General features: G+C 62.1%; 24 protein-coding genes and 1 tRNA gene. 15 read left to right on the top strand and 10 right to left on the bottom strand.

Translation table 11 applies throughout. The features are described from left to right. Nucleotides 1–81: 81 nt before the first annotated feature. Nucleotides 82–1,590, bottom strand: a complete 1,509-nt coding sequence (locus tag GBB11_RS02275; RefSeq protein ID WP_151548876.1) for an amino acid permease — start codon at nucleotides 1,588–1,590, stop codon at nucleotides 82–84. Nucleotides 1,591–1,663: 73 nt separating this feature from the next. Between GBB11_RS02275 and GBB11_RS02270 the strand changes: the two genes are divergently transcribed. The 6 genes from GBB11_RS02270 to GBB11_RS02245 all read left to right on the top strand — a co-directional run bounded on the left by GBB11_RS02270 (nucleotide 1,664) and on the right by GBB11_RS02245 (nucleotide 6,846). After that, nucleotides 1,664–2,239, top strand: a complete 576-nt coding sequence (locus GBB11_RS02270; RefSeq protein ID WP_151548875.1) for a MazG nucleotide pyrophosphohydrolase domain-containing protein — start codon at nucleotides 1,664–1,666, stop codon at nucleotides 2,237–2,239. A 6-nt stretch (nucleotides 2,240–2,245) separates the two neighbouring features. Beyond that, nucleotides 2,246–3,034 (top strand): lytic transglycosylase domain-containing protein, encoded by a 789-nt coding sequence (locus GBB11_RS02265; RefSeq protein ID WP_192796280.1) that lies wholly within the window; start codon nucleotides 2,246–2,248, stop codon nucleotides 3,032–3,034. A gap of 252 nt (nucleotides 3,035–3,286) precedes the next feature. Further along, the gene (gene eno, locus GBB11_RS02260) at nucleotides 3,287–4,564 is read left to right on the top strand and encodes a phosphopyruvate hydratase (RefSeq protein ID WP_151548874.1); all 1,278 of its coding nucleotides are present in this window, start codon (nucleotides 3,287–3,289) and stop codon (nucleotides 4,562–4,564) included. A 115-nt stretch (nucleotides 4,565–4,679) separates the two neighbouring features. Beyond that, a complete protein-coding gene (locus GBB11_RS02255; RefSeq protein ID WP_151548873.1) occupies nucleotides 4,680–5,291 on the top strand; it encodes a septum formation initiator family protein in 612 nt (203 codons plus the stop codon). A gap of 33 nt (nucleotides 5,292–5,324) precedes the next feature. Next, complete coding sequence (locus GBB11_RS02250) at nucleotides 5,325–5,879, top strand: DUF501 domain-containing protein (protein WP_151548872.1); 555 nt, start codon at nucleotides 5,325–5,327, stop codon at nucleotides 5,877–5,879. 1 nt (nucleotide 5,880) lies between these two features. Next, nucleotides 5,881–6,846 (top strand): Ppx/GppA phosphatase family protein, encoded by a 966-nt coding sequence (locus GBB11_RS02245; RefSeq protein WP_151548871.1) that lies wholly within the window; start codon nucleotides 5,881–5,883, stop codon nucleotides 6,844–6,846. Nucleotides 6,847–6,909: 63 nt separating this feature from the next. Here the strand turns inward: GBB11_RS02245 and GBB11_RS02240 are convergent. Continuing rightward, nucleotides 6,910–6,983, bottom strand: a tRNA-Leu gene (locus tag GBB11_RS02240). 208 nt (nucleotides 6,984–7,191) lie between these two features. On the opposite strand from GBB11_RS02240, the gene GBB11_RS02235 reads away from it, so the two are divergent. Continuing rightward, on the top strand, nucleotides 7,192–8,061 hold the full coding sequence (locus GBB11_RS02235; protein ID WP_151548870.1) for a Bax inhibitor-1/YccA family protein: 870 nt from the start codon (nucleotides 7,192–7,194) through the stop codon (nucleotides 8,059–8,061). A gap of 316 nt (nucleotides 8,062–8,377) precedes the next feature. Next, a complete protein-coding gene (locus GBB11_RS02230) occupies nucleotides 8,378–9,805 on the top strand; it encodes an HNH endonuclease signature motif containing protein (RefSeq protein ID WP_151548869.1) in 1,428 nt (475 codons plus the stop codon). A 95-nt stretch (nucleotides 9,806–9,900) separates the two neighbouring features. Here GBB11_RS02230 and GBB11_RS02225 read toward each other — a convergent pair whose 3' ends face one another. The 3 genes from GBB11_RS02225 to GBB11_RS02215 all read right to left on the bottom strand — a co-directional run bounded on the left by GBB11_RS02225 (nucleotide 9,901) and on the right by GBB11_RS02215 (nucleotide 11,449). Next, nucleotides 9,901–10,368 (bottom strand): hypothetical protein, encoded by a 468-nt coding sequence (locus tag GBB11_RS02225; RefSeq protein ID WP_151548868.1) that lies wholly within the window; start codon nucleotides 10,366–10,368, stop codon nucleotides 9,901–9,903. A 16-nt stretch (nucleotides 10,369–10,384) separates the two neighbouring features. Beyond that, nucleotides 10,385–10,909, bottom strand: coding sequence for a transcription elongation factor GreA (gene greA / locus GBB11_RS02220; RefSeq protein ID WP_151528448.1), 525 nt, complete (start codon nucleotides 10,907–10,909; stop codon nucleotides 10,385–10,387). Nucleotides 10,910–10,999: 90 nt separating this feature from the next. After that, nucleotides 11,000–11,449, bottom strand: a complete 450-nt coding sequence (locus GBB11_RS02215) for a DUF4307 domain-containing protein (RefSeq protein WP_151548867.1) — start codon at nucleotides 11,447–11,449, stop codon at nucleotides 11,000–11,002. Between the two features lie 236 nt (nucleotides 11,450–11,685). Between GBB11_RS02215 and mca the strand changes: the two genes are divergently transcribed. The 4 genes from mca (at nucleotide 11,686) to GBB11_RS02195 (ending at nucleotide 14,278) form a co-directional block, all read left to right on the top strand. After that, nucleotides 11,686–12,546 (top strand): mycothiol conjugate amidase Mca, encoded by an 861-nt coding sequence (mca, locus tag GBB11_RS02210; protein WP_151549010.1) that lies wholly within the window; start codon nucleotides 11,686–11,688, stop codon nucleotides 12,544–12,546. A gap of 5 nt (nucleotides 12,547–12,551) precedes the next feature. Next, entirely contained in the window at nucleotides 12,552–12,824 is a 273-nt protein-coding gene (locus GBB11_RS02205; RefSeq protein WP_151528450.1) for a hypothetical protein, read from the top strand. A gap of 153 nt (nucleotides 12,825–12,977) precedes the next feature. Continuing rightward, a complete protein-coding gene (locus tag GBB11_RS02200; protein WP_151548866.1) occupies nucleotides 12,978–13,769 on the top strand; it encodes an isoprenyl transferase in 792 nt (263 codons plus the stop codon). Between the two features lie 2 nt (nucleotides 13,770–13,771). Continuing rightward, nucleotides 13,772–14,278: a flavodoxin domain-containing protein gene (locus tag GBB11_RS02195; protein ID WP_151548865.1), complete on the top strand. Its 507-nt coding sequence runs from the start codon at nucleotides 13,772–13,774 to the stop codon at nucleotides 14,276–14,278. Nucleotides 14,279–14,331: 53 nt separating this feature from the next. Here GBB11_RS02195 and coaA read toward each other — a convergent pair whose 3' ends face one another. Further along, a complete protein-coding gene (gene coaA, locus GBB11_RS02190) occupies nucleotides 14,332–15,258 on the bottom strand; it encodes a type I pantothenate kinase (protein WP_151528453.1) in 927 nt (308 codons plus the stop codon). Nucleotides 15,259–15,458: 200 nt separating this feature from the next. Between coaA and glyA the strand changes: the two genes are divergently transcribed. After that, a complete protein-coding gene (gene glyA, locus GBB11_RS02185; RefSeq protein ID WP_151548864.1) occupies nucleotides 15,459–16,757 on the top strand; it encodes a serine hydroxymethyltransferase in 1,299 nt (432 codons plus the stop codon). Between the two features lie 72 nt (nucleotides 16,758–16,829). Here the strand turns inward: glyA and GBB11_RS02180 are convergent, their stop codons facing one another. After that, the gene (locus tag GBB11_RS02180; RefSeq protein ID WP_151548863.1) at nucleotides 16,830–17,222 is read right to left on the bottom strand and encodes a DUF5997 family protein; all 393 of its coding nucleotides are present in this window, start codon (nucleotides 17,220–17,222) and stop codon (nucleotides 16,830–16,832) included. Here GBB11_RS02180 and GBB11_RS02175 point away from each other — a divergent pair. Then, nucleotides 17,221–17,916, top strand: coding sequence for a LysR family transcriptional regulator (locus tag GBB11_RS02175; RefSeq protein ID WP_151548862.1), 696 nt, complete (start codon nucleotides 17,221–17,223; stop codon nucleotides 17,914–17,916). The two genes, GBB11_RS02180 and GBB11_RS02175, sit on opposite strands and share 2 nt — an antisense overlap. 69 nt (nucleotides 17,917–17,985) lie before the next feature. Beyond that, nucleotides 17,986–18,576 carry a GNAT family N-acetyltransferase gene (locus GBB11_RS02170; protein WP_151548861.1) on the top strand — a complete coding sequence of 197 codons (591 nt, stop codon included), beginning with the start codon at nucleotides 17,986–17,988 and terminating at the stop codon, nucleotides 18,574–18,576. Between the two features lie 83 nt (nucleotides 18,577–18,659). On the opposite strand, the gene GBB11_RS02165 is transcribed toward GBB11_RS02170, so the two are convergent. The 3 genes from GBB11_RS02165 to GBB11_RS02155 all read right to left on the bottom strand — a co-directional run bounded on the left by GBB11_RS02165 (nucleotide 18,660) and on the right by GBB11_RS02155 (nucleotide 22,557). Continuing rightward, nucleotides 18,660–20,351 (bottom strand): MDR family MFS transporter, encoded by a 1,692-nt coding sequence (locus GBB11_RS02165; protein ID WP_151548860.1) that lies wholly within the window; start codon nucleotides 20,349–20,351, stop codon nucleotides 18,660–18,662. A gap of 2 nt (nucleotides 20,352–20,353) precedes the next feature. After that, entirely contained in the window at nucleotides 20,354–20,956 is a 603-nt protein-coding gene (locus GBB11_RS02160) for a TetR family transcriptional regulator (RefSeq protein WP_192796281.1), read from the bottom strand. Between the two features lie 203 nt (nucleotides 20,957–21,159). Beyond that, on the bottom strand, nucleotides 21,160–22,557 hold the full coding sequence (locus tag GBB11_RS02155; RefSeq protein ID WP_151548858.1) for a class II fumarate hydratase: 1,398 nt from the start codon (nucleotides 22,555–22,557) through the stop codon (nucleotides 21,160–21,162). Between the last annotated feature and the right edge of the window lie 48 nt (nucleotides 22,558–22,605).

The raw sequence follows: 22,605 nt of genomic DNA, 5'->3' as shown, positions 1-22,605 counted from the left end.
CGCCACCGGCAGCAGGGAAAAGCCTCCCCGGCAGGATATGTGTTCCTGCGGGGAGGCGTCGATAAGCGCGGTGGGGCAGCGCTAGAGCGAAAGGCTGCCGGTGGACAGCCCGTAGATGGCGATTGCGCCACCGGTGATAACGAGCGCCACAATCACCCATTCCACGGGGTTGAACACCCGATCGCCGCTTGCTTTTCGGGTCCACACATACGGCACCAGCCCAGGGATGACGAGCAGCGCGCCGAAGAGCACGTAAGTGACATCGGCGGCATAGAACAGCCACAGCGAATACACGGTGGCAATCAGCGCCACCATGCGATGTTTTCTGTTCGCGTGTGCCGCAATATCCGGCCCGGAATCATCGAAGCGGATACCGGCCTGCGGGTGTGCCACGCCGCGGCCACGGGTGGTCAGCAGCAGCAAATAGATAGCCGAGAACACGTAGGGCAGCATGTACATCATGGTGGCCAGCTGCACCATGGACACGTAGGTGGTCTTATTAACGAAGAAGATAACCACCGAGATTTGAATCACCACGGTGGATACGAGCTGCGCCCACACCGTGGCACCCTGATCGTTGACAGCGCCCAGTTTTTTGGGCAGCAGCCCGTCCGTGGCCATGAGTGCGATCGGTTCGGCACAGAGCATCTGCCACGACACATAGGCGCCCAGCACCGACAGACACAGTCCCAGTGAGATGAGCGCTCCACCCCACGGGCCCACCACGGCCTCCAGCACGCTGGCCATGGAGTTATCCGGCAGCGCCGCCAGTTCCTCCTGGGTGAACACGCCATAGGAGAGGGTCGCTACGGTCACTAGCAGGGCGAGCACCGTGAAGAAGCCGAAGACGGTGGCTTTGCCCACATCAGAGCGGGTGCGGGCCTGTTTGGAATAGACGCTGGCGCCCTCGACGCCGATGAAGGCCCACACGGTAAAGAGCATGATGCCCTTGACCTGATCCATGGTGGACCCCACCGAGCCCTCGCGTGCCCAGATATCGAGGGTGAAGGTGTCCCAGCTAAAGCCCACAAACGCCACCAGCAGAATGAAAGCGGCAATCGGCAGCAATTTTGCCACCGTCGTCACCATATTCAGCACCGCTGCCTGTCTGATGCCGCGAGTGAGGGCGAAGTAGATCACCCAGGTCATGATGGATACGGCCACCGCTTGAATCCACCGGTGCTCATCATTAAAGATCGGCACGTAATGGCCGATCGTGGAGAAAAACAACGTGGCGTAACCCACTTGGGCGATCACGGAGCCCAGCCAATATCCCCATGCCGAGGCGAAGCCGACGAAATCGCCGAGACCGGCACGCACGTAGGAATACACGCCTGAATCAAGATGTGGTTTACGTACGGCCAGAATCTGGAACACAAAGGCAATCGAGAGCATGCCCACGCCCGCAATTGCCCAGCCGATGAGCATCGCGCCGGGCCCCGCAACAGAACCCGCATTTTGCGGCAGAGCAAAAATGCCGGTTCCGATCGTGGAGCCGATAATGAGCGACACGAGCGTCCACACGCGCACGGTCGGCCGATGAGAGTTCGTGCCCGAGACCACGGGCTGAGATGTATTGGTCACGCACATACCCTAAAACACGCTGCCGGAAAACTAAGAAGCATCGGGTTTCCGTCTGGGGGTAACGCGGTACGGTGAGGCCATGCGCACTATTGTTCTCGATGCCGATAATGGTTTTGCTGTACCGCTGGAGTACATCGCAGATTTGAAAGGGCCGGTGCTTATCGACGCACATCTGCCCAGCAGCGTTCGCTCCCAGCTCTGCGCCCTCGGCGCGGAGCCCGCAGCGGAGGCGCCGGTGCGGGTGTGCGCCAGCCCCAGCACGCACGCCATGGCCGTGATGGAGCGGGCGCTCGATATTGGAGAGTGGGAGCGCAGCCAAAGCCATAGCTCACTGGTGCCCTATCTGCGGGAGGAAAGCGAGGAGTTCATCGCCGCGGTCGTCGCCTGGGAGCGTGGCGAGGCCAGCGCGGAGGAGTTAAAGAAGGAACTCGCCGATGTCTACCTCCAAGTCCTGTTCCACGCCGAGCTGGCCCGCCGCCGCGGGGATTTTTCCATGGTGGAGGTAGCCCAGGCCTTCGTGGAGAAACTACAGGGGCGCGCCCCCTATCTCTTCGATGGCACCACCGAGATCGTTGCCGTGGAAGAACAGAAGAACTTGTGGGAGCAGGGTAAGCAGACGGAGCAGCGCCGCGAGCGGGGCGATTCTGTATATTAAACGTCCATGGCTACTGGAGGACGACGCGCGCTCGGCTGCGGCTGCAGCACGGTTTTGGCGATCATCATGGTGATCGCCGTGGTGGGGTGGGCGCTATCGCTCTTGGAGGGTGCCAGCCCCATCCGCCAGTTGCGGCCCGTGCCCGATAACGTCCCGCCGGCCGCTGGGGCGGAAGTGCCGGCCATCAATATCGATGATGCCGGGCGCACCTCCGACAAGCTCGGCTACTGGGCCGATCCGCTGGCCGCGGAGATGTCCATTCCCGCCCCGGCGCTGCGCGCCTATGCGAATGCGGAGCTGATCGCTGCCGCCTCTTGGCCGGAGTGCCACCTGAAGTGGAATACCCTCGCCGGTATCGGTTTTGTGGAGACCCGCCACGGCACCTATTCCGGCAAGGTATTCGGCGGCTCCAGCATCGGCGATGATGGCGTGGTCTCCCCGCCGATCATCGGCGTGCCGCTCGATGGTTCGCCCGGCTTCGCGGAGATTCCCGATACCGATCAGGGCGAGATCGACGGCGATGCCCAGTGGGATCGCGCCGTGGGCCCGATGCAATTCATTCCCGAATCCTGGGGCCGCTATGGGCGCGACGCCAATGGCGATGGGGTAGCGGATCCGCATCAGATCGACGACGCCGCTCTCGGCTCGGCCACCTTGCTCTGCTCGAATGGCCGCGATCTGGCCACCCCAGAGGGTTGGGTCGATGGCATCCGCTCCTACAACATGTCCAATGACTATCTGGTGCGGGTGCGCGATGCCGCCGCCTCCTATGCCTTGGGGCAGCCGGCGCTCTAGCGGTGTGAGTTTGTTCCCACATTGCCGCCTGCGACGGCAGGGGCGCGCATTTCGTGCCACAATTGAGCGGTGAAGCGTGACTTTCGCAACCATCTCGCAGCCTATCCTGCAGAAATGTTGGCTATCGGACATCAAACATGTGGTTTTGGGTCCGTATGTCACAAAAATGCGCTAGAATCGGGCATGTTGGTGGAAAGATCGCACACGCATTTCCACACCCCAGCAATCTGTCTAACGGCTTAGGAGGCCATAGTGGCTGAGATTATGCACGTATTTGCACGCGAGATCCTTGATTCCCGCGGTAACCCCACCATTGAGTGCGAGGTCATCTTGGATGATGGCTCGCACGGTCGCGCCGATGTGCCCTCGGGTGCATCCACCGGTGTGCACGAGGCACACGAGCTGCGCGATGGCGGTGACCGCTACCTGGGCAAGGGTGTGCAGAAGGCAGTGGAGAACGTCAACGAGGAAATCGCTGACGCTCTCGCTGGTCTCGAGGCCGATGACCAGCGCCTGATCGACCAGACCCTCATCGAGCTCGATGGCACCGACAACAAGTCCCGTCTAGGCGCCAACGCCATTCTGGGCGTGTCCATGGCAGTGGCTAAGGCTGCCGCTGACTCCTCCCTGCTGGAGCTTTTCCGCTACGTCGGCGGCCCGAACGCCCACGTTCTGCCCGTGCCGATGATGAACATCCTCAACGGTGGCGCTCACGCCGACTCCGGCGTGGACGTCCAAGAGTTCATGATCGCCCCGATCGGTGCCGAGACCTTCTCCGAGGCCCTGCGCATCGGCGCCGAGGTCTACCACACTCTGAAGAAGGTTATTAAGGAGAAGGGCCTGTCCACCGGCTTGGGAGATGAGGGCGGCTTCGCTCCCTCCGTCGAGTCCACCAAGGCTGCCCTCGACCTCATCGTCGAGGCCATCGAGAAGGCCGGCTTCACCCCGGGCAAGGACGTTGCCCTGGCACTGGACGTTGCCTCCTCCGAGTTCTTCAAGGACGGCAAGTACCACTTCGAGGGCGGCGAGCACACCGCCGAGGAGATGGCCAAGGTCTACGAGGAGCTCATCGAGCAGTACCCGATCGTCTCCATCGAAGATCCGCTGCAGGAAGACGACTGGGAGGGCTACACCAACCTCACCGCCACTATCGGCGAGAAGGTTCAGGTCGTCGGCGACGACTTCTTCGTCACCAACCCGCAGCGCCTGCAGGAGGGCATCGACAAGAAGGCCGCCAACGCGCTGCTGGTGAAGGTGAACCAGATCGGTACCCTCACCGAGACCTTCGACGCTGTCGAGCTGGCCCACCGCAATGGCTACCGCTGCATGATGTCCCACCGCTCCGGTGAGACCGAGGACGTCACCATCGCCGATTTGGCTGTGGCCCTCAACTGCGGCCAGATCAAGACCGGTGCCCCGGCTCGCTCCGAGCGTGTTGCTAAGTACAACCAGCTGCTGCGCATTGAGCAGATCCTCGGCGACGCCGCTGTCTACGCTGGCGCCAGCGCCTTCCCGCGCTTCCAGGCATAAACGCCGCAGAGCGCGCGCTCACCCGCGCTGATCACCACCGCGCCCCACGGCCGGCACCCACACTGGGTGTCGCGTGGGGCGCGGTGTGCTGTGTGGGGCTAAACTTAGGCGCATTATGGCCACAGGAGATACCCCGCGATCGGTACCGGTGAAAAACAAGGCACACTTCGCCACCCCCACACGCAGCGCCAGCCTGCCCCGCACCTCGGTGACCCGCGGCATGAGCCCTGTCGGGATCGTCGTGCTCGTCGTCGCCCTGCTGCTCGCGCTCTGGCTTATCGTGCTGCCGTTGCGCACCTACTTTGACCAGCGCTCCGATATCTCCAATCTCAACTCCTCCATCGCGGCCAAACAAGCCGAAAAGGAGCGCCTGCTTGACGAATTGGAGAAAAACAACTCTCCGGCCTACCAAGACGAGCAGATTCGCCGCCGCCTCGGCGCCATCGCAGAAGGGGAAACACCCTTCCGTATTCTCGATCCCTCCATCACACCCAGCGACGGGGTGACGTCGACAAGCGCAGAAGAGCGCGCCGAGAACCACACCTGGTACACCGATCTGTGGCACAGCGTCACCGACCCCCGCGCCACCCTAGTGGAGCTCAATCACGACGTAGACAGCGATCGCGCGGACGAGCCCAATATCTCTAATTTGCCGCTTGAACCCCTCGAACCACAGCAACAACCTCAGCCCGCCGACGCCGAGCCCGCCGCACCGCCACAGAATTAACTCCGCGCCCTGGATCGTGAGACACTAGAGCGCATGAGCGTACGCGATGCAGATCTAGACGAGATCCAGACCCAGCTTGGCCGCCGCCCCCGCGGCGTGCGCGCCGTCTCCTACCGCTGCCCCGATGGCGCCCCCGGGGTCATCGAAACCGCGCCGCGACTCGAAGACGGCACTCCCTTTCCCACCCTGTACTACCTCACCGACCCGCGCTTGACCGCAGAGGCCTCGCGGCTCGAGGTGGCGCACGTGATGAAATGGATGACCGCGCGGCTCGACAGCGACGCTGACCTCGCGGCGGACTATCGCCGCGCCCACGAGTTTTATCTCGCCAAGCGCAACGCTATCGAGGATCTCGGCACCGACTTCTCCGGCGGCGGCATGCCCGATCGCGTCAAGTGCGTCCACGTGCTCATCGCCTATGCGCTATCGGAAGGTCCCGATCGGGTGCGCCTCGGCACTGAGGCCGTAGCGATCGCCGCCGACCACGGGAAACTGCGCGGCACCGCCATCCCCGCCGACTGGCCCACCTGCGCCGAGCTCGGCATCGACCTCGAGCAATTCGACTTCTCCAACGCCGAGGTGAAATAACATGACCCGCCTCGCCGCCGTCGATTGCGGAACCAACTCCCTGCGCCTGCTCATCTCCGAAGTCCGCGACGGCCACGTCCGCGACATCTACCGCGGCATGGAAATCGTGCGCCTCGGCCAAGGCGTCGACGCCACCGGGGAATTCGATCCCGAGGCGCTCGAACGCACCCGCATCGTGCTCGAGCGCTACGTGGACATCATGAAGATCGAGCGCGTCGAAGCCGTGCGCATGGTGGCCACTTCCGCCACCCGCGACGCCGGCAACCGCAATGAGTTCTTCACCATGACCAGCAAGCTGCTCAACCAGGTAGCACCCAACCGCGGCGCCGAAGTAATCAGCGGCGAAGAAGAAGCCCAGCTCTCCTTCAGCGGCGCAGTCAGCGACCTCAAAGAACTCCCAGGGCCCTACTGCGTGATCGACCTCGGCGGCGGCTCCACAGAATTCGTGGTGGGCACCAGCGACGGCGAGATCCTCGGCTCCCACTCCAGCCAGATGGGCTGTGTGCGCCTGACCGAACGCATCATGCGCTCCGACCCGCCCACCAGCACCGAAATCGACATCGCCGCCGACTATGTGCGCGAACGCCTCAGCGAAGTACGCGCCATCGTGCCCATCAGCGACGCCGTCACCTTCGTGGGTTGCGCCGGCACCTTCACCACGCTCTCCGCCCTCGCCCAAGGACTCGAAGCCTATGAAGCCACCGCGATCCACGGCAGCACGCTGCGTTTCGACGCCCTCCGCGTGCTCTGCGGGGACCTATTGGCACAAACCTCCACCCAGCGTGCCGCCCACCCCGTGATCCACGAAGGCCGCGCCGATGTCATCTCCGGCGGGGCGATGGTCGTCGACGGCATCACCACCATGATCGAAGAGGAAACAGAGGTCCACGAGATCATGATTTCCGAAAAAGACATCCTCGACGGGATCATCAATGAGCTCGCACGGCAGCGCGGGGAACTCGAATAAAGAAGCGCTGCAGCGGCGGGGAGGTGGCGTCGATAAGCGCGAAGGGGCGGAGACAGAAAAACGTCCCCCCAGTCGGACTCGAACCGACACTGAATGGATTTTAAGTCCACCGCCTCTGCCAATTGGGCTATAGGGGGCTCACGCGCTGCGCGCGCTCGAACCAGTGTAAAACATCGCGCGCACAGCGAGCGAATTTGCCCTGCCCGCGGGTCGGGAAAGGAAAGTGGGGTCCGAGGGAACTAACACGGGGGCGGAAACGTTGAATAGGACGTAAGCGCGATAACGTGACACAACAATCGCAGATAAACGAAGCTAAGAAAGCCATGAAAGGACACGGGCAAACTAGTGCGTAGCAGCAATCCAGTATTTAGCTCTCTCACCCAATCGGGACAGCGAGGCGGCCAAGCCCCCGGTTATCAGAACGACCCCTATGGGCAGGGCTATCGCGGCCAGCAGGCGGCACAGCAAGCCGCGATGCAGGGCTACTACCAAGATCCCAGCTTCAACCAAGCCACCGCCCAAGGCGCTGAGCGGCCCATGACCGTCGACGATGTCATCGCTAAAACCGGCATCACCCTCGGCGTGATCATCGTCGGCGCCATCATCACCTACGCGATCGGTGTTGCTAATCCAGGCCTCGCCATGATGCTCGCCGGCATCGGCGCCATCGGCGGCCTCATCACCGTGCTGATCTCCGCCTTCGGAAAGAAATACGGTTCCGCCCCCATTACCCTGACCTACGCAGCCTTCGAAGGCCTCTTCGTAGGCGGCATCTCCTTCATGTTCACCAACATGGTGGTCGCCGACACCAACGCCGCCGTGATGATCGGCCAAGCCGTCATCGGCACCGTCGGTGTGTTCATCGGCATGCTCTACGTGTACAAAACCGGCGCAGTGAAGGTCACCCCGAAGTTCCAGCGCATCATGACCGGCGCCCTCATTGGTGTCGTCGTGCTGGCCATCGGCAACATGCTGCTCTACATGTTCACCGGCAACAACCCGCTCACCGACGGTGGCCCGCTCGCCATCATCTTCTCGCTCGTGTGCATCGGGCTCGCCGCCTTCTCCTTCCTCAACGACTTCAACATGGCCGACCAGCTCGTGCGCCAAGGCGCACCCGCCAAGATGGCCTGGGGCGTCGCGCTCGGACTCGCCGTCACCCTCGTGTGGCTCTACACCGAGATCCTGCGCCTGCTGTCCTACTTCCGTAACTAAGACACACCCAACCCACACGTGGCGGCGACGTCATGTGTGGGTTTTTTCGTGCCTTAGTGGGGGTGATTGGTTGGTTTGGGCTTGTGGGGCTGGGGTGTGGGTGGCTGAGTTTGAGGCTGTGTTTGAGGCTGGGTTTGAGCGAGGCCCGGCAGCGGTAGATTTCGCGGCCCCGAAAAGCCCCCATAACCCATCAGAGCCCGGATCGCACGCCAAAGAAGCACGCCAAGACGTGCAGTTTCAGCGAGCGCAACGGGCGGGGGAGGGGTTAAAGTGGGGGCTGGTTGAACAGAAGTACGTTTTATTCGGGGGAAAATCAATGTACTCGGGGGATCAGCACGCGCTAGACAGCGCTGCGCAATGGCTCGAACACCACTCTGCGAGCCTTGAATCCGGCGACATCGAGCTCGCCGCGATTCATCAACATCGTGATCGCCTCAAATCCGTGCTCACGGCCTTCGCCCGTTTCGAGCTCCAGCTCGCCCGCGCCGCCGATACCTGCAGCACCACCGAGCTTTGCGGCTCGAACAAATCCACCCTGTACCTCACTGAGTCCTATGGCTGGTCCAAAGCCAAAGCAAAGGACTTGCGAGCTCAGGGCCGCGGCTGGTACGACAGCGTTATCGACGAGCCCGCAAGCACAGACGACAACCGCATCGCTGTCACTAGGCGGCGGGAAGAAGCAGAACGCATTCGCGCCCGCGCCCGGGACCTCGCCAACCGCCAGGGCCTCACCGCCGAGCAGCGCCTCACCATCGAGCGCGGCCTGAAGTGCTTGCGATCCAAGGCCGCGGTCCCGCGGGAAGCGATCCGCCTCCGCGCTGTCGAGCGCGCGGCCCACTGCAGCGTCGAGGATCTCAAGGCATTCGTGATGAGCCTCGTCAACGAACGCAACGACGAGCTCCCCCGCGACACCCTGCGCGCCCACCGCAACCGCGGTTTCTTCATCGGCCCCCAAGACAGCGATGGTGGTGCCCGCATCGGCGGCTACATCCCGCCCTACGCCCTCGCCATGCTCAAAACCCAACTCGATGTCGCCCAATCCACCGCGCGACCCCTCCGCACCGACACCACCTGCCACCGCACCAAGCGCCAACGCCTCGCCGACGCGTTTTTCGCCATCCTCGGCCGCCCCGCGTCATCCCAGGAACCGAAACACCCGCTGGCCCACGTTCTCGTGTCGCTGTCTGCCAAGGACCTCGAACTCCCACCCCGCGCCGGCGCCAACGCCCTCTTCCATACCACCTGCGGTATTCAACTCTCGGCCCTAGACCTGAGCTTCCTCGGCATCGACGCCACTGGGCACGTCGCGCTTCACGACGCTACCTCTGGCCAAATCAAAGCCCTGCGCACCGAAAAACGCTTCGCCGATGTCGCCCAACGCATCGCCTTATTCGCCACCGAGCTGGTGTGCTCCCACCCCGGATGCAACCAACCGGTCACGGCGTGCCACGTCCACCACATCGACCCGTTCTCACGGGGCGGCCCCACCGACCTAGACAACCTCACACTCATGTGCCCGCAACACCACTCGGACACAGATGACAGCGGCATCCATCCGCACAAATATCACGCAGAACGAGACCCCGACAGCGGCATCGTCTATCACACCAAAGCCGCCACACCAGAAGAACCCTACCCAGAGAAACGCTTCAACAGAAGCACCTTCTCCCAACAATCAGCCGCGGCAAAAATCCGCCGCCAACACTGGCCCGACAGCGCCCCACCGACAAGAGACGACCCCTAGCGTCGAGCCCCACACAGCGCTAGTCCCCGCCGGCATACACCATAAGCCTGGCCACCAGAAGAGGTGACCAGGCTAGAAGTCGTGGTGGAAGCCCCTTAGGGCGATTGCTCCTTGCCATCGATAGACAGCGACGTAAAAGCGAGCCCAAAAGGAGTGTGCACGGGATCGCCAAGAGTGACAGCGACGCGCTTTACTTCCTTTTTTGAGCGATCAGCAGAGTCCCGCGTGCGCCCGCGCTGCTTACGGGCGGCCTCAGTACGCTTCTTTTTACTAGACAGCGATGCGGTATGCAGTCTCGCGGTTCCGGTGGCGCCATCAATGAGCCATTCCTCCCACGTGATGTCGTCTACGTAGTCGCTGTCTGTAGCGCAGTTGAGCGAAATCCGCTTGGGCCGTATTTCTGGGGTGGAGACGCAGTCTATATAGCGCGGCAGGTTCACCGGAATCGCATCGCTGTCTGGGGTGGCGATTTTATGTGGTGAGTCCTGCTCGAGACTGGGCGTGCAAGCCGAAAGCGCGACCGCAGTGCAGGTCACTGCGATCGCGAGGATCGTTGAACGCATGAAAAGTGGATCGCTGTCAGCGTTGGTTGCGCAGGGTGGCGTACTTCTCGGAGTTGTAGGGCTCCGCGGAGATCACGGTGACGCTGATGCTCACGCCGGAGGGGGCGGTGTATTCCCGTGTTTCGCCTTCGGTGGCGCCGAGGACTGCGGCGCCGAGGGGGGACTGCTCGGAGTAGGTTTCGAGGTCCGGGTTTTCGCTGGCGGCGGCGCGGGTGCCGATGAGGAAGGTTTCTTTGTCGTTTTCGTCGCCGTTGTAGTAGACGTGCACGACGGAGCCGACGTTGGCGACGCCTTCTTCGACGGCGGAGCGCTCGGTGGTGGCATTGGCGAGAATTTCGGAGATTTGCTTGATGCGAGCTTCTTCTTGGTCCTGCATCTCGCGGGCGGCGTCGTAGCCTGCGTTTTCCTTGAGGTCGCCTTCTTCGCGGCGCTCGTTGATTTCGGCGGCGACGACGGGGCGGTGCGCGATGAGCTCGTTGAGCTCGGCTTCGAGCTTGGCCTTGGTCTCCGGGGTGATGTACTGCTTTCGGGCGTCAGACATAGTTAGCCTTTATACCTTCCCGTCGTTGGGTGGTGGGTTGGGTGCATCGCTGTCAGCGAGAAATTCTAGGTCGCCATAGTATCAGACGCCCTAGTCTTCGCCTTTGAGGTAGTCAGGGATGGTGTTGGAGCATCCGTAGATGTCGGCGACCACGGGAATGTCGCGGGTGGTGATTGTGGTGTTGTGCCGAGTGGTGTGCTCGCCGCCGCTGGGGATGTAGATTTCGCGCCGCCCCACTTCCACGGCGTCGTAGTTCATCGCTGTCACTATGCAGTATGCAGGCTTATCGACGTCATCCCGCGTGATATCCACCGTCGCTGCAATCATGTTGTCCTCGACTCGTTCAAACTTGGTGATTTGCCCGTCGACACTTCCCGCCTGCAGTTTCTGGGAGTATTGCACGATCACGATGACAGTCACGATGGCGAAGATGACCGCGCCGACAGCGATGATCTTTCCGGAGATCGTTCCGCGCTTGCTGTCATAGGTGGCGGTGGGCTCTGTGCTCTGGTTGTGCGACTGCGACGTGGGGCTGGGCATGGCGTGCTTTCTGGGGTGTCGAGGCCTTCGATATCAAAATGTTGATCGCTGTCATTCTAGCTTGTTGGCTTCAGCTATTACGATGGTGGGATGCTTGTGCCTTAGCGCAGGCGAATGAATTTTATTTTCTCAACGTTTACGGGAGTGACTGTCACGTGACTATTCCTTCGGATGCTGTATCTGAGCCGGGCACGGATCGTGCTGCCGCTGCTGAGCGGCCTCGCCCCAAGGAGGGTTTGCGTCTTTTGGCTATCCATGCCCACCCGGATGATGAGTCGAGTAAGGGCGCGGCCACGATGGCTCGTTATGTGGATGAGGGCGCGGATGTGCTGGTGTTGACCTGCACTGGCGGTGAGCGCGGGAGCATTTTGAACCCGAATATGAACCGCTCTGGCGTGTTGGAGAATATCGCCGAGGTGCGTCGCGAGGAGATGGCGGCGGCGATGCGTGCGCTCGGCACCTCTAATATCTGGTTGGGTTATGAGGATTCTGGTTTGCCGGAGGGTGATCCTTTGCCGCCGTTGCCGGAGGGGTGCTTTGCTCTCGCTGACAGCGATGAGGTCACCCGCGAGGTGGTGCGCGTGATGCGTGATTTTAAGCCGCACGTGATCATTACTTATGACGAGAATGGCGGCTACCCCCACCCGGATCACCTGAAGGTGCACGAGGTGTCGATGAAAGCGTGGGCGCTGTCTAGTGATGAGAACTTTTATCCGGAGGTGGGGGAGCCGTGGACGCCGCTGAAGTTGTATTACACCCACGGCTTTATCCGACAGCGTTTGCAGATGTTCCATGATCGTCTGGTCGCGGAGGGCCGCCCGTCGCCTTATGGTGGTTTTTTGGAGCGGTTGCGTTCGGATAGGGGCGATACGTTGGCGCGGGTGACGACGCAGGTGCATGCGGCGGAGTATTTTGAGCGCCGTGATGATGCGTTGCGCGCGCATGCGACGCAGATTGATCCGGCGGGCACGTTCTTTGCGACCCCAGTGGAGTTGCAGCGCGAGTTGTGGCCCACGGAGGAATTTGAATTGGCCCGTACGAGGGTGAAGACTGAACTACCAGAGGATGATTTGTTCGCTGGGATCGATAAGGATTAACTGACGTGCTGTACGAGATTCTCGCCCAGGCTGACCAGCTGGAGGGCCCGCTCGGCCCCGAATTCGGTAAAGCTTCGCCGATCGGCTTGTTTGTGCTGGTTGTGTCGCTGGTGGCGGTGTTGTTCATTGGTTGGCGCCTGTCGCGCCGCATTGCTCGGTTGAACCGTCGTCAGCGTTTCGCTGAGGACAATGGCCTCGATGTTTTCGATACGGAGGCGATCGATAAGGCCCTCAAGGAGGCTGGCCTTTACGACCAAGCCAAGCGCACTTGGTTTTAGCTGTTTTCGCTTATCGACGCACACCTCTCGGCCCCATTCGCCGGGCCCGCGGGTGCGCCGCCGCTGTCGTGGTCCCACGGCAGCGGCTTTTTGTTGGAGACAGCGGGCGCGGAGAATCGCGATCGCTGTCTCGTGGAGATAAACTAGGGTTTTGTGAGGATTGTGCCGAAGGTTTTGTACCCGCTCTATGAGAAGCGTCTCGAGCGGGACGTTCGGCGTATCACGAAGGAGCTGCGCGGCGCCCGTTTGCCGAAGCATATCGCGGTGATGGCGGATGGTAATCGCCGGTGGGCGCGCGAGGCGGGTTTTTCTGATGTCAGCCATGGCCATCGGGTGGGGGCCCAGAAGATTGCTGAGATGGTGCGCTGGGCGGATGAGCTCGGTATCACCTTGGTGACGGTGTATTTGCTGAGCACGGAGAATCTGGCGCGTTCCTCCTCGGAGCTGGAGCAGCTCTTTGAGATTTTGGCGGATGTGGCGCGCGAGTTGTCGGATCCTGATATTAATTGCCGGGTGCGTTTGGTGGGGCACACGGATTTGTTGCCGGATTCGCTGTCTGCGGCGCTGGGGGAGGCCGAGTCGCGGACGAGTGAGCACACGGGCGTGGTGGTCAATGTGGCGGTGGGCTATGGCGGCCGCCAAGAGATTGTGGACGCTGTTCAGGCGTTGATTCGCGATGAGCTCGCTGCCGGCACCCCGAGTGACCAGTTGGCGGAGGCGGTCACGGTGGATGCTATTTCTACGCATCTCTACACCAAGGGCCAGCCGGATCCGGATTTGGTGATTCGTACTTCTGGCGAGCAGCGTCTTTCGGGCTTTTTGTTGTGGCAGGCGGCCTATTCGGAGATTTGGTTCACCGATACCTATTGGCCGGCTTTCCGCCGTATCGATTTCTTGCGGGCGTTGCGTGAGTATTCTTCGCGTTCGCGTCGTTTTGGGAAGTGAGTATGGCTGCGATCGTTTTTTCTTCCACCTATGGCTCCACTGAGCGCTATGCCCGCGAGCTTGCTGCTCGCGTTGCTGCCCCCTGCATGACGCTTGACGACGCCACCTCCCAGCTCGGTGAGCACACCGGCTGTGTGGTGGTCTTGTCGCCGAATTTTGGCGGCCAGTTCCGGGGTGTCGAGTGGGCACGTTCGCTGTCTCAGCAGGGGATTGCGACGGCGTTTGTTGCTGTGGGGATGACTCCGCTGCCGCAGGCGCGGGAGAAGGACCAGCTGCGCGGCGTCGTCAAATGCTCGGAGATTGCGCGTTTTTATTTGCCGGGGCGTTTGGCCTATTCGGAGCTGTCGCGGGTGCATCGGGCGACGATGTGGACGATGACGAAGCTGCTGCGGGCGAAGCCGTCGTTGAGTATTGCTGAGCAGGCGATTGTCGATGGCTACGGCAAGGACATCTCCCACATAGATTTCTCCGAGCTTGCCCCGATCGAGGCGTGGCTGCGCGCCAACTAGCACGAGGCGAGAGCCACGGCCTTCACTGAACCATGTTCATACCGCGATCGCTGTCATAGTTTACGCATCCGCACTCGTTGGACGGAGTGATCGATATTCTTCCGGAGCACCAGCGACGCCCGCACCCTAGTGGGCAGGATGTTTTCCACGAGGTTGGGCAGGTTCACGGATTGCCAGATTTCGCGGGCGACGTCGCGGGCGGAGTCGTCGTCGAGGTTGGCGTAATGGGAGAAGTGGGCGTTGGGTTGCTGGAAGGCGGAGTGCCGAAGCTTGAGGAAGCGCTCGATGTACCAGCTTTCGATGTGCTCGGTAGCGGCGTCGACATAGACGGAGAAGTCGAAGAGGTCGCTGACCATGAGCGTGGGGGAGGTTTGGAGGACGTTGAGTCCTTCGAGGATGACGATGTCGGGGCGTTCAACGTCGATGGTTTCGCCAGGGATGCGGTCGTAGAGGGTGTGGGAGTAAACGGGCGCCTGGACTAGGGCTTTGCCGGCTTTGACATTGGTGACAAAGCGCAGCAGCGCCCGCCGATCATAGGATTCGGGGAATCCTTTGCGGCTCATCAGGCCGCGGCGGTGGAGTTCGGCGCTGGGGTAGAGGAAACCGTCGGTGGTGACGAGGTCGACGCGGGGGTGGCTGTCCCAGCGGGAGAGGAGCACTTGCAGCAGGCGGGCCGTGGTGGATTTGCCGACGGCGACGGAGCCGGCGACGCCGATGATATAGGGCACCCGAGTGAAGGGGTCGTCGAGGAACTCGGCGGTGGCTTGGTGTAGGCGCTGTCGGGCGGCGACTTGCAGGTGGATGAGACGCGAGAGCGGCAGATACACCTCGGCGACTTCGTCCAGGTCGATGGATTCGCCGATACCGCGCAGCTGAATGACTTCTTTTTCCGTCAACACCTGCGGCATGGATTTACGCAGCGTGCGCCATGAGTTGCGGTCGAAGTCGAGATAGGGGCTGGAATCGTTGGCGCGGACCATAGTCTCTATTGTGCCCTCTTGGCGGCGTGGCGAAAACATCAACCCCGCTGTCTAGGCGTGTGATCGGAGTAGGGTACTAGATGTATGTGGCTTTAGTCTCGCCCCGAGAGTTAGCTACGGTTAGAAGTACGCTCGCGGCACTACTGGCTTGTCGACGCCACCCCGCTGCCGCACAATCACCGTGATAGGGAAGGACCTTCATGAGCGAAAATACCCCGGACATCCGCTACCAGTCACTTGCCGAGCTCGATCCCGATGTGGCTGCCGCTATTGGCGGCGAGCTAGGCCGCCAGCGCGACACCTTGGAGATGATCGCCTCGGAGAATTTCGTGCCGCGTGCGGTGCTGCAGGCGCAGGGTTCGGTGCTGACGAATAAGTACGCCGAGGGCTACCCGGGGCGCCGTTACTATGGCGGCTGCGAGCACGTGGACATTATCGAGGACCTGGCGAGGGAGCGCGTCAAGGCGCTGTTCGGTGCCGAGTTCGCCAATGTGCAGCCGCACTCGGGTGCGCAGGCGAATGCCGCGGTGCTCATGGCTTTGGCTAATCCAGGGGACAAAATCATGGGCCTGTCTCTGGCCCACGGTGGTCACCTCACGCACGGGATGAAGTTGAACTTCTCCGGCAAGCTCTACGAGGTTGCCGCCTATGAGGTGGATCCGGAGACGTTCCGCGTCGATATGGATAAGGTCCGCGAGCAGGCCCTGGCCGAGCGCCCCGATGTGATCATCGGTGGCTGGTCCGCCTATCCGCGCCACCAGGACTTCCAGGCCTTCCGCGAGATCGCCGATGAGGTGGGCGCGAAGCTGTGGGTGGATATGGCGCACTTCGCCGGTCTGGTGGCCGCGGGGCTGCACCCCAGCCCGGTGCCGCACGCCGATGTGGTCTCCTCCACGGTGCACAAGACCCTGGGTGGGCCGCGTTCGGGTGTGATCCTGGCTAAGCAGGACTATGCGAAGAAGATCAACAGCGCTGTCTTCCCGGGCCAGCAGGGCGGGCCGCTGATGCACGCCATCGCCGCCAAGGCCGTGACCTTCAAGGTGGCCCAGACCGACGAGTTCAAGGATCGCCAGGCCCGCACCATTGAGGGCGCGAAGATCCTGGCCGAGCGGTTGATGGGCGAGGACTGCGCCGCCGCCGGCGTGGATGTGCTCACCGGCGGCACCGATGTGCACCTGGTGCTGGTGGATCTGCGCAATTCCGAGCTCAACGGCCAGGAGGCCGAGGATCTGCTGCATGAGGTGGGCATTACCGTCAACCGCAATGCTGTGCCCTTCGATCCGCGCCCGCCGATGGTCACCTCGGGTCTGCGTATCGGCACCCCGGCATTGGCCACCCGCGGCTTCGATGCCGCTGCCTTCACCGAGGTCGCCGATATCATCGGCAGCGCCCTGGCGGCCGGCAAGAACGCCGATGTGCAGGCGCTGCGCCAGCGCGTCGATGCCCTGGCCGCGAACTATCCGCTCTATGACGGCCTCGAGGACTGGAAGCTCGCCTAAACGCCGCGAAACGCCGCAACCACCATCTCGCTCCACGCTGGGCTGAGATGGTGGTTGTTGTGTGCTCGGGGGTTAGGAGTTCGTATTCTCCTGGAACTTCTCGCGCTCCTCGGCCAGCCACGCGGGCATGGTCGAGAGCAGTTCTTCGATCTCGGCGGTGGTCAGCGCCGCGTCCATGTCATGGCGCTTGAGCGCGGCGATGGTGATGCCGAGCTTCTCCGCTACCACCGGGCGCGGATGCGGGCCCGTCTCGCGCAACTCGTTGAGCCACGCGGGTGGGGTGGTGCGCAGGGCCTTCAGCTCCGCGTGCGTGATCGCGGTCATGCGGAACTCCTCTGGGCAGGCGGGAAAATAGATTCCCAGCTTCTTGGCGGCAGTCTCCGGTTTCATTGCTGTGCCGGAGGGCTGGATCGGGGTGCGTGCAGATTCTTCGTTCACAGGGTTCACGGTAGCATTTATCGTCATGGAACTCGTGATCTCGTATGTGAAGGGCACCGCCCCCGGAAAATGGTTTGCCCGCATGCGGGAGCGCACCGATATCAGCTTCCGCTCCTTCGAATCCTATGATGCGCTCGCCGACGTCGCCTCTGGCGAGGCCACCGTGGCGCTGGCGCGGCTTGTTGACGCCACCCCGCCCGCCAGTCTCGACCCCTACCACGTGGTCATTCTCTACGAGGAGCAGCCCGGCATCGCCGTGCCGGTGGATTCCGAGCTCACCCTGCTCGATGAGATCGACGCCGAGGACATCGCCGAGGAGATCATCACCATTACCGCCCCTGATGAGCAGGGCGTGGTGGATGTCGCCGCAGTAAAACAGGCCCTCGATGTGGTCGGCGCGAATGTGGGCGTAGCCCGCGCCCCGCGGCCGCTCTTGCGTTCCTTCAACGTCAAGTCCTGTGCGCACCGCGACTTCCGTGGCGGAGATCCGACTAAGATCGCTGTCATATGGAAAAAGGAAGATGACTGCGAAGAGATCCAAGAGTTCATCGGCATCACCCGCGGCCGCACCCCGCGCAGTACCCGCCAGGATTCTGCTGCTGGGGAGCAGAAGAAGCGTTCGGCCCGGGAAAAAACACGTGCCAAGCAGCAGCGGCGTGGACAGCGGCCAGGGGCTGCTGCCAAAAGAAAGGGAGCACGGCGTGCGAGAAAGCGTCGATAAGCGCGAGAAAAGCGCAAGCTCACAGACATATTTTGCGGCGCAATTCCGCAATGAGAGAAGATAATGCGCATGGCACAGCGAGATTTCCGTATCCGGCCGATGACGAAGGCCGACTATCCGCAGGCCCGCGCGATTTATGAGCAGGGGCTAGACAGCGGTCACGCCTCCTTCGAGACCAGCGGTCCTACGTGGGAGGAATTCGCACAGAAGAAGCTGCTCAAAACCTGCTTCGTCGCGGTGGAAGAAGACGATGATGAGAAGGTGCTCGGCTGGGTGTCCGGGGCACCGGCATCCTCGCGCTCGGTGTACTACGGCGTGGTGGAAAACTCGATCTACGTGGGCACGGACGCCGTGGGGCGCGGTATCGCCGGCGCGCTGATGGATAAGCTCATCGATGTGTGCAACAGCCTGCACTATTGGTCGCTGCACGCCTGGATTTTCCCCGAGAACGAAGGCTCCAAGCGGCTGCACGAGTCCCGCGGCTTCGAGCGCGTGGGCACTATGCACCACATGGGGCGCATGACCTATGGGGAGCTCAAGGGGCAGTGGCGCAACGTGGATCTCTACGAGCGGCTGCTGGATAAGCCGGAGGATTATGATCCGGACAATCACACCCACGAAACCCTCGACCGCCTCGATCACGACGACACCGAGGCCTAATACGACGGCCATACCGCATACAGCCCACCGGTACACGCGTAGCGCATCCGGTGGGCTGTTTTTATTGGCTCAGTGTGTCGCAGCTAGCGCGAGCCGGGCCCAGGCTCAGGGGTGTTTTCGGACTTGTTGGCTGGCTCGGAGTGCTCGACGATGCGGGTACTCGGTGGCGCTTGCGTCGCAACGGTGGGGACAGCCCCAGCATCGCTGTCAGCGTCTAGGGTCTCCCGCAGTTTCTCGTGCTTAATAAAGAGCAGAAGCAGCAAGGACAGCGCTGCCATCGGCATCACGTACATAAAGACTGGGGTGAGGGCGTCGTTGTAGCTGGAAATGAAGGCCTCGCGTACCGGCCCCGGCATGTTTCCGACGATCCCAGGGGTGATCGCATTGGTGTCCACACCCTCGTGCTGGGCGAGCGCAGTTTGCTGTTCGGGCGACAATTGTCGGCTGGCCTCGGGGATTCGAGTGGCGAGGAGGGAAGAGAGATTGCCAACGAAGATCCCGCCGACGAGGGCGGAGCCCAAGGCGGAGCCGATCTGGCGGAAAAAGTTATTCACCGCGGTCGCCGTGCCCACCACGGCGGCGGGTAGCGTGTTTTGCACGATGAGCACCAGCACCTGCACGGAAAGCCCGAGGCCGAAGCCGAGCAGGAAGAGGTAGGTGGCGATCTGCCATACCGGGGTGCTGGGCTGCATGGAGTGGAAGAGCACTAGGGTGGCGAGCACGATCATCATGCCGAGGATGGGGTAGATGCGGTAGCGCCCGGTGCGGGTGATACGCATGCCGGTCCAGACGCTGACGCTCAGCATGGATACCAGCATGGGGATCATCATGAAGCCGGCCTCAGTGGCGTTGAAGCCGTGCACCATCTGCATGTAGGTAGGCAGGTAGCCGAGCACGCCGAACATGGTGATGCCCAGCACGAGGCCCACGGTGGTGGTGAGCGCGAAGTTGCGGTTGGCGAAGAACTCCAGCGGCACCAGCGGGTTGGTGGCGCGTCGCTCCACGGCGATCAGCGCAAGGGCGGAGACCAAGAAAGCGATGATCAGTCCCACGATGATCGGATCGGACCACGCATAGCGTGAGCCTCCCCAAGTGGTGAAGAGGATCAGCGTGGTGGCCGCGCTGACCATGAACAGCGTGCCGAGATAGTCCCAGCGCAGCGTCGTCGAGCGTGCGGGGAGCCTGAGCACCACGGCGGCCACCACGATCGCGATGACGCCGAGGGGCAGGTTCATCCAGAATGCCCAGCGCCAGCCGGGGCCTTCGGTGAACCAACCGCCGAGCAGCGGGCCCAGCACCGCGGAGAGACCAAATACGCCTCCCATGACGCCCATATACCGGCCGCGTTCGCGGGGCGGTACCACATCGGCGATGATCGCTTGGGAGAGAATCATCAAGCCGCCGGCGCCAATGCCTTGCACCGCACGTCCGCCGATGAGCACAGCCATGCCGGTGGCCAGCCCGCCCATGACAGAGCCGAGGAGAAAGATCATGAGTGCCGCGATAAAGAGCTGTTTGCGGCCGATGAGATCGCCCAACTTGCCGTAAATGGGCAGCATTACGGTTTCTGCGAGCAGATAGGCGGTGATCACCCACATCATGTGGTCCACCCCGCCGAGTTCGCCGACGATGGTGGGCAGGGCAGTAGCGAAGATCATCTGATCCAAGCTGGCGAGCAACATTGCCACCATGAGTGCGGACAGCACCCACCAGACGCGTTTCTGCTCTTCAGGAGAAAGTGATGAGGGTCGTCGTTCTTTCTGGGGTTTCTTCATGGTTAGGCGTACTCCTTCATGGCTCCGGCGAGTTGCTCTAATGCGCGGGCGCATTCCTTACGCAGTGCGGTGTAGTTTGCGTGCGGACGCTGCAGCCAGCGGTGATGCCCTAAATACAGGGAAGTGGATACCAAGGCGGTGGTGGCCTCCGCCTGTTCTTGTTCGCAACCTAGTACCTCGCGGGTGAGTTCGGTCAGCGATCCAAGGGCAGCCATCATTTGGGCGCTGCGCTGGGCGGCTAAATCGTGATTGCGGTGCATAATTTGTTTGCGGTGCCGCCTTAAAGCATCCTCATCCGCCCCCATGCCGTCGATGACGGTGCTGAGGTGCAGCTCGAGGAGATCGGCGAGCAGATTCCTATGGGGCGCGGCCAGAAACTTGGCCCGTTCCTCCGCTGACAGCGGCCGTGGTCCGGGGCCGATCACCGCCTGTTCCTTGGAGTCGCAGTAATTAAAAAAGGTGCGCTTCGAGATGCCGACCTGTGCACAAATCTCGTCCACCGTGACCGCATCAAAGCCGCGCGCGGCCACCAGCTGCGCCGCGCTGCAATAAATGGCCGCCAGAGTTTCGCGGCGCTTCTTGTCTCTGAGGTTTTCGTGTGTCATGCCCGCCATTTAACTCCTAAAAATACACTCGGTGCAAACTTGCACCTCACGCATTTTTCTCGGCTTGCGGCAGAGCTGGAGCGTTTGTCGACGCCAACCTCTAGCCCCCGCGCCTTATCGTTCGTCCTCATTGCATCGGACATGGGGGCGCACAAAAGGCGCGCCCGAAGGCGCGCCTGTGGGTGATGTGAGAAGGGAGTGTTTTAGGAGTCGCGATCCGTGTTGCACATATCGAGCACGTTCAGGCGACGGTCCAGCTCCTCTTCGGTGAGCGTCTCGCCATCGACGTAGCCGAGATCAATCACGGTCTGGCGAATGGTCTTGCCTTCCTTCAGCGCGGTCTTGGCTACCTTGGCGGCAGCCTCGTAGCCGATAGCGGAGTTCAGCGGAGTGACGATGGAGGGGGAGGACTCCGCGAGAGTTTGCATGCGCTCCTCGTTCGGCTCGATGCCATCCACCAGCTTCTCGGCGAAGACGCGGGAGGTATTGGCCAGCAGGCGGGCGGACTCGAGCACGTTGCGGGCCATCATCGGGATGAACACGTTGAGCTCGAAGGCGCCCTGGGCGCCACCGAATGCCACAGCGGCGTCGTTACCGATCACCTGGGCGGCGACCTGGGTGGCGGTCTCGCACAGCACCGGATTGACCTTGCCCGGCATGATGGACGAGCCCGGCTGCAGATCCGGCAGGTGGATCTCGCCAAGGCCGGTGAGCGGGCCGGAGCCCATCCAGCGGATATCGTTGGCGATCTTGTTCAACGACACGGCGATGGTGCGCATAGCGCCGGAGAACTCCACCAGGCCATCGCGGTTAGCCTGAGCCTCGAAGTGGTTGACGCACTCACGCAGCTCCTCAACACCGGTGAGCTTGACCAGCTCGGCGGTGACCTTCTCGCCGAAGTCGGCCGGGGTGTTCAGGCCGGTGCCCACGGCGGTGCCACCAATCGGCAGCTCGCCCAGGCGGGGCAGGGTGGCCTCGACGCGCTCAATGCCGGCCGCGATCTGGCGGGCATAGCCGGAGAACTCCTGGCCCAGGGTGACCGGAACAGCGTCCATCAGGTGGGTACGCCCGGACTTGACGACCTCTTCCCAGTCCTTAGCCTTCTTCTCCAGGGATTCCTGCAGCACCTTCAGGCCGGGGATGAGATCCTTCACGGCCGCCTCGGTGGAGGCCACGTGGGTGGCGGTGGGGAAGGTGTCATTGGAGGACTGGCCCATGTTCACGTGATCATTGGGGTGCACCTCCACGCCATTGTTCTTGGCGATCGAGGCGATGACCTCGTTGGTGTTCATGTTCGACGACGTGCCGGAACCGGTCTGGAAGACATCGATCGGGAACTCGGCGTCATGCTTGCCCTCGGCGATTTCCTTCGCGGCGGCAATAATGGCATCGGCCTGCTCGGCCGGGAGGTCTCCGGAGTCCTTGTTCACCTGGGCGCAGGCTGCCTTAAGCAGGCCCATGGCGCGGATCTGAGCGGACTCGAGACCGCGGCCGGAGATCGGGAAGTTCTGCACTGCGCGCTGGGTCTGGGCGCGCCAGAGAGCGTCGGCGGGGACCTTCACTTCGCCCATGGTGTCGTGTTCGATGCGGTACTCAGTCATAAAAACCACCTTAAAAGTTGGTGACAATGTGTCAGTCGTGCGAATTGC

This window comes from Corynebacterium sp. 74A (assembly GCF_008930665.1).
Taxonomy (GTDB): Bacteria; Actinomycetota; Actinomycetes; order Mycobacteriales; family Mycobacteriaceae; genus Corynebacterium; species Corynebacterium megadyptis.
The sequence above is the reverse complement of the archived record's forward strand: the minus strand, read 5'-3'. Positions and strand labels throughout refer to the sequence as shown.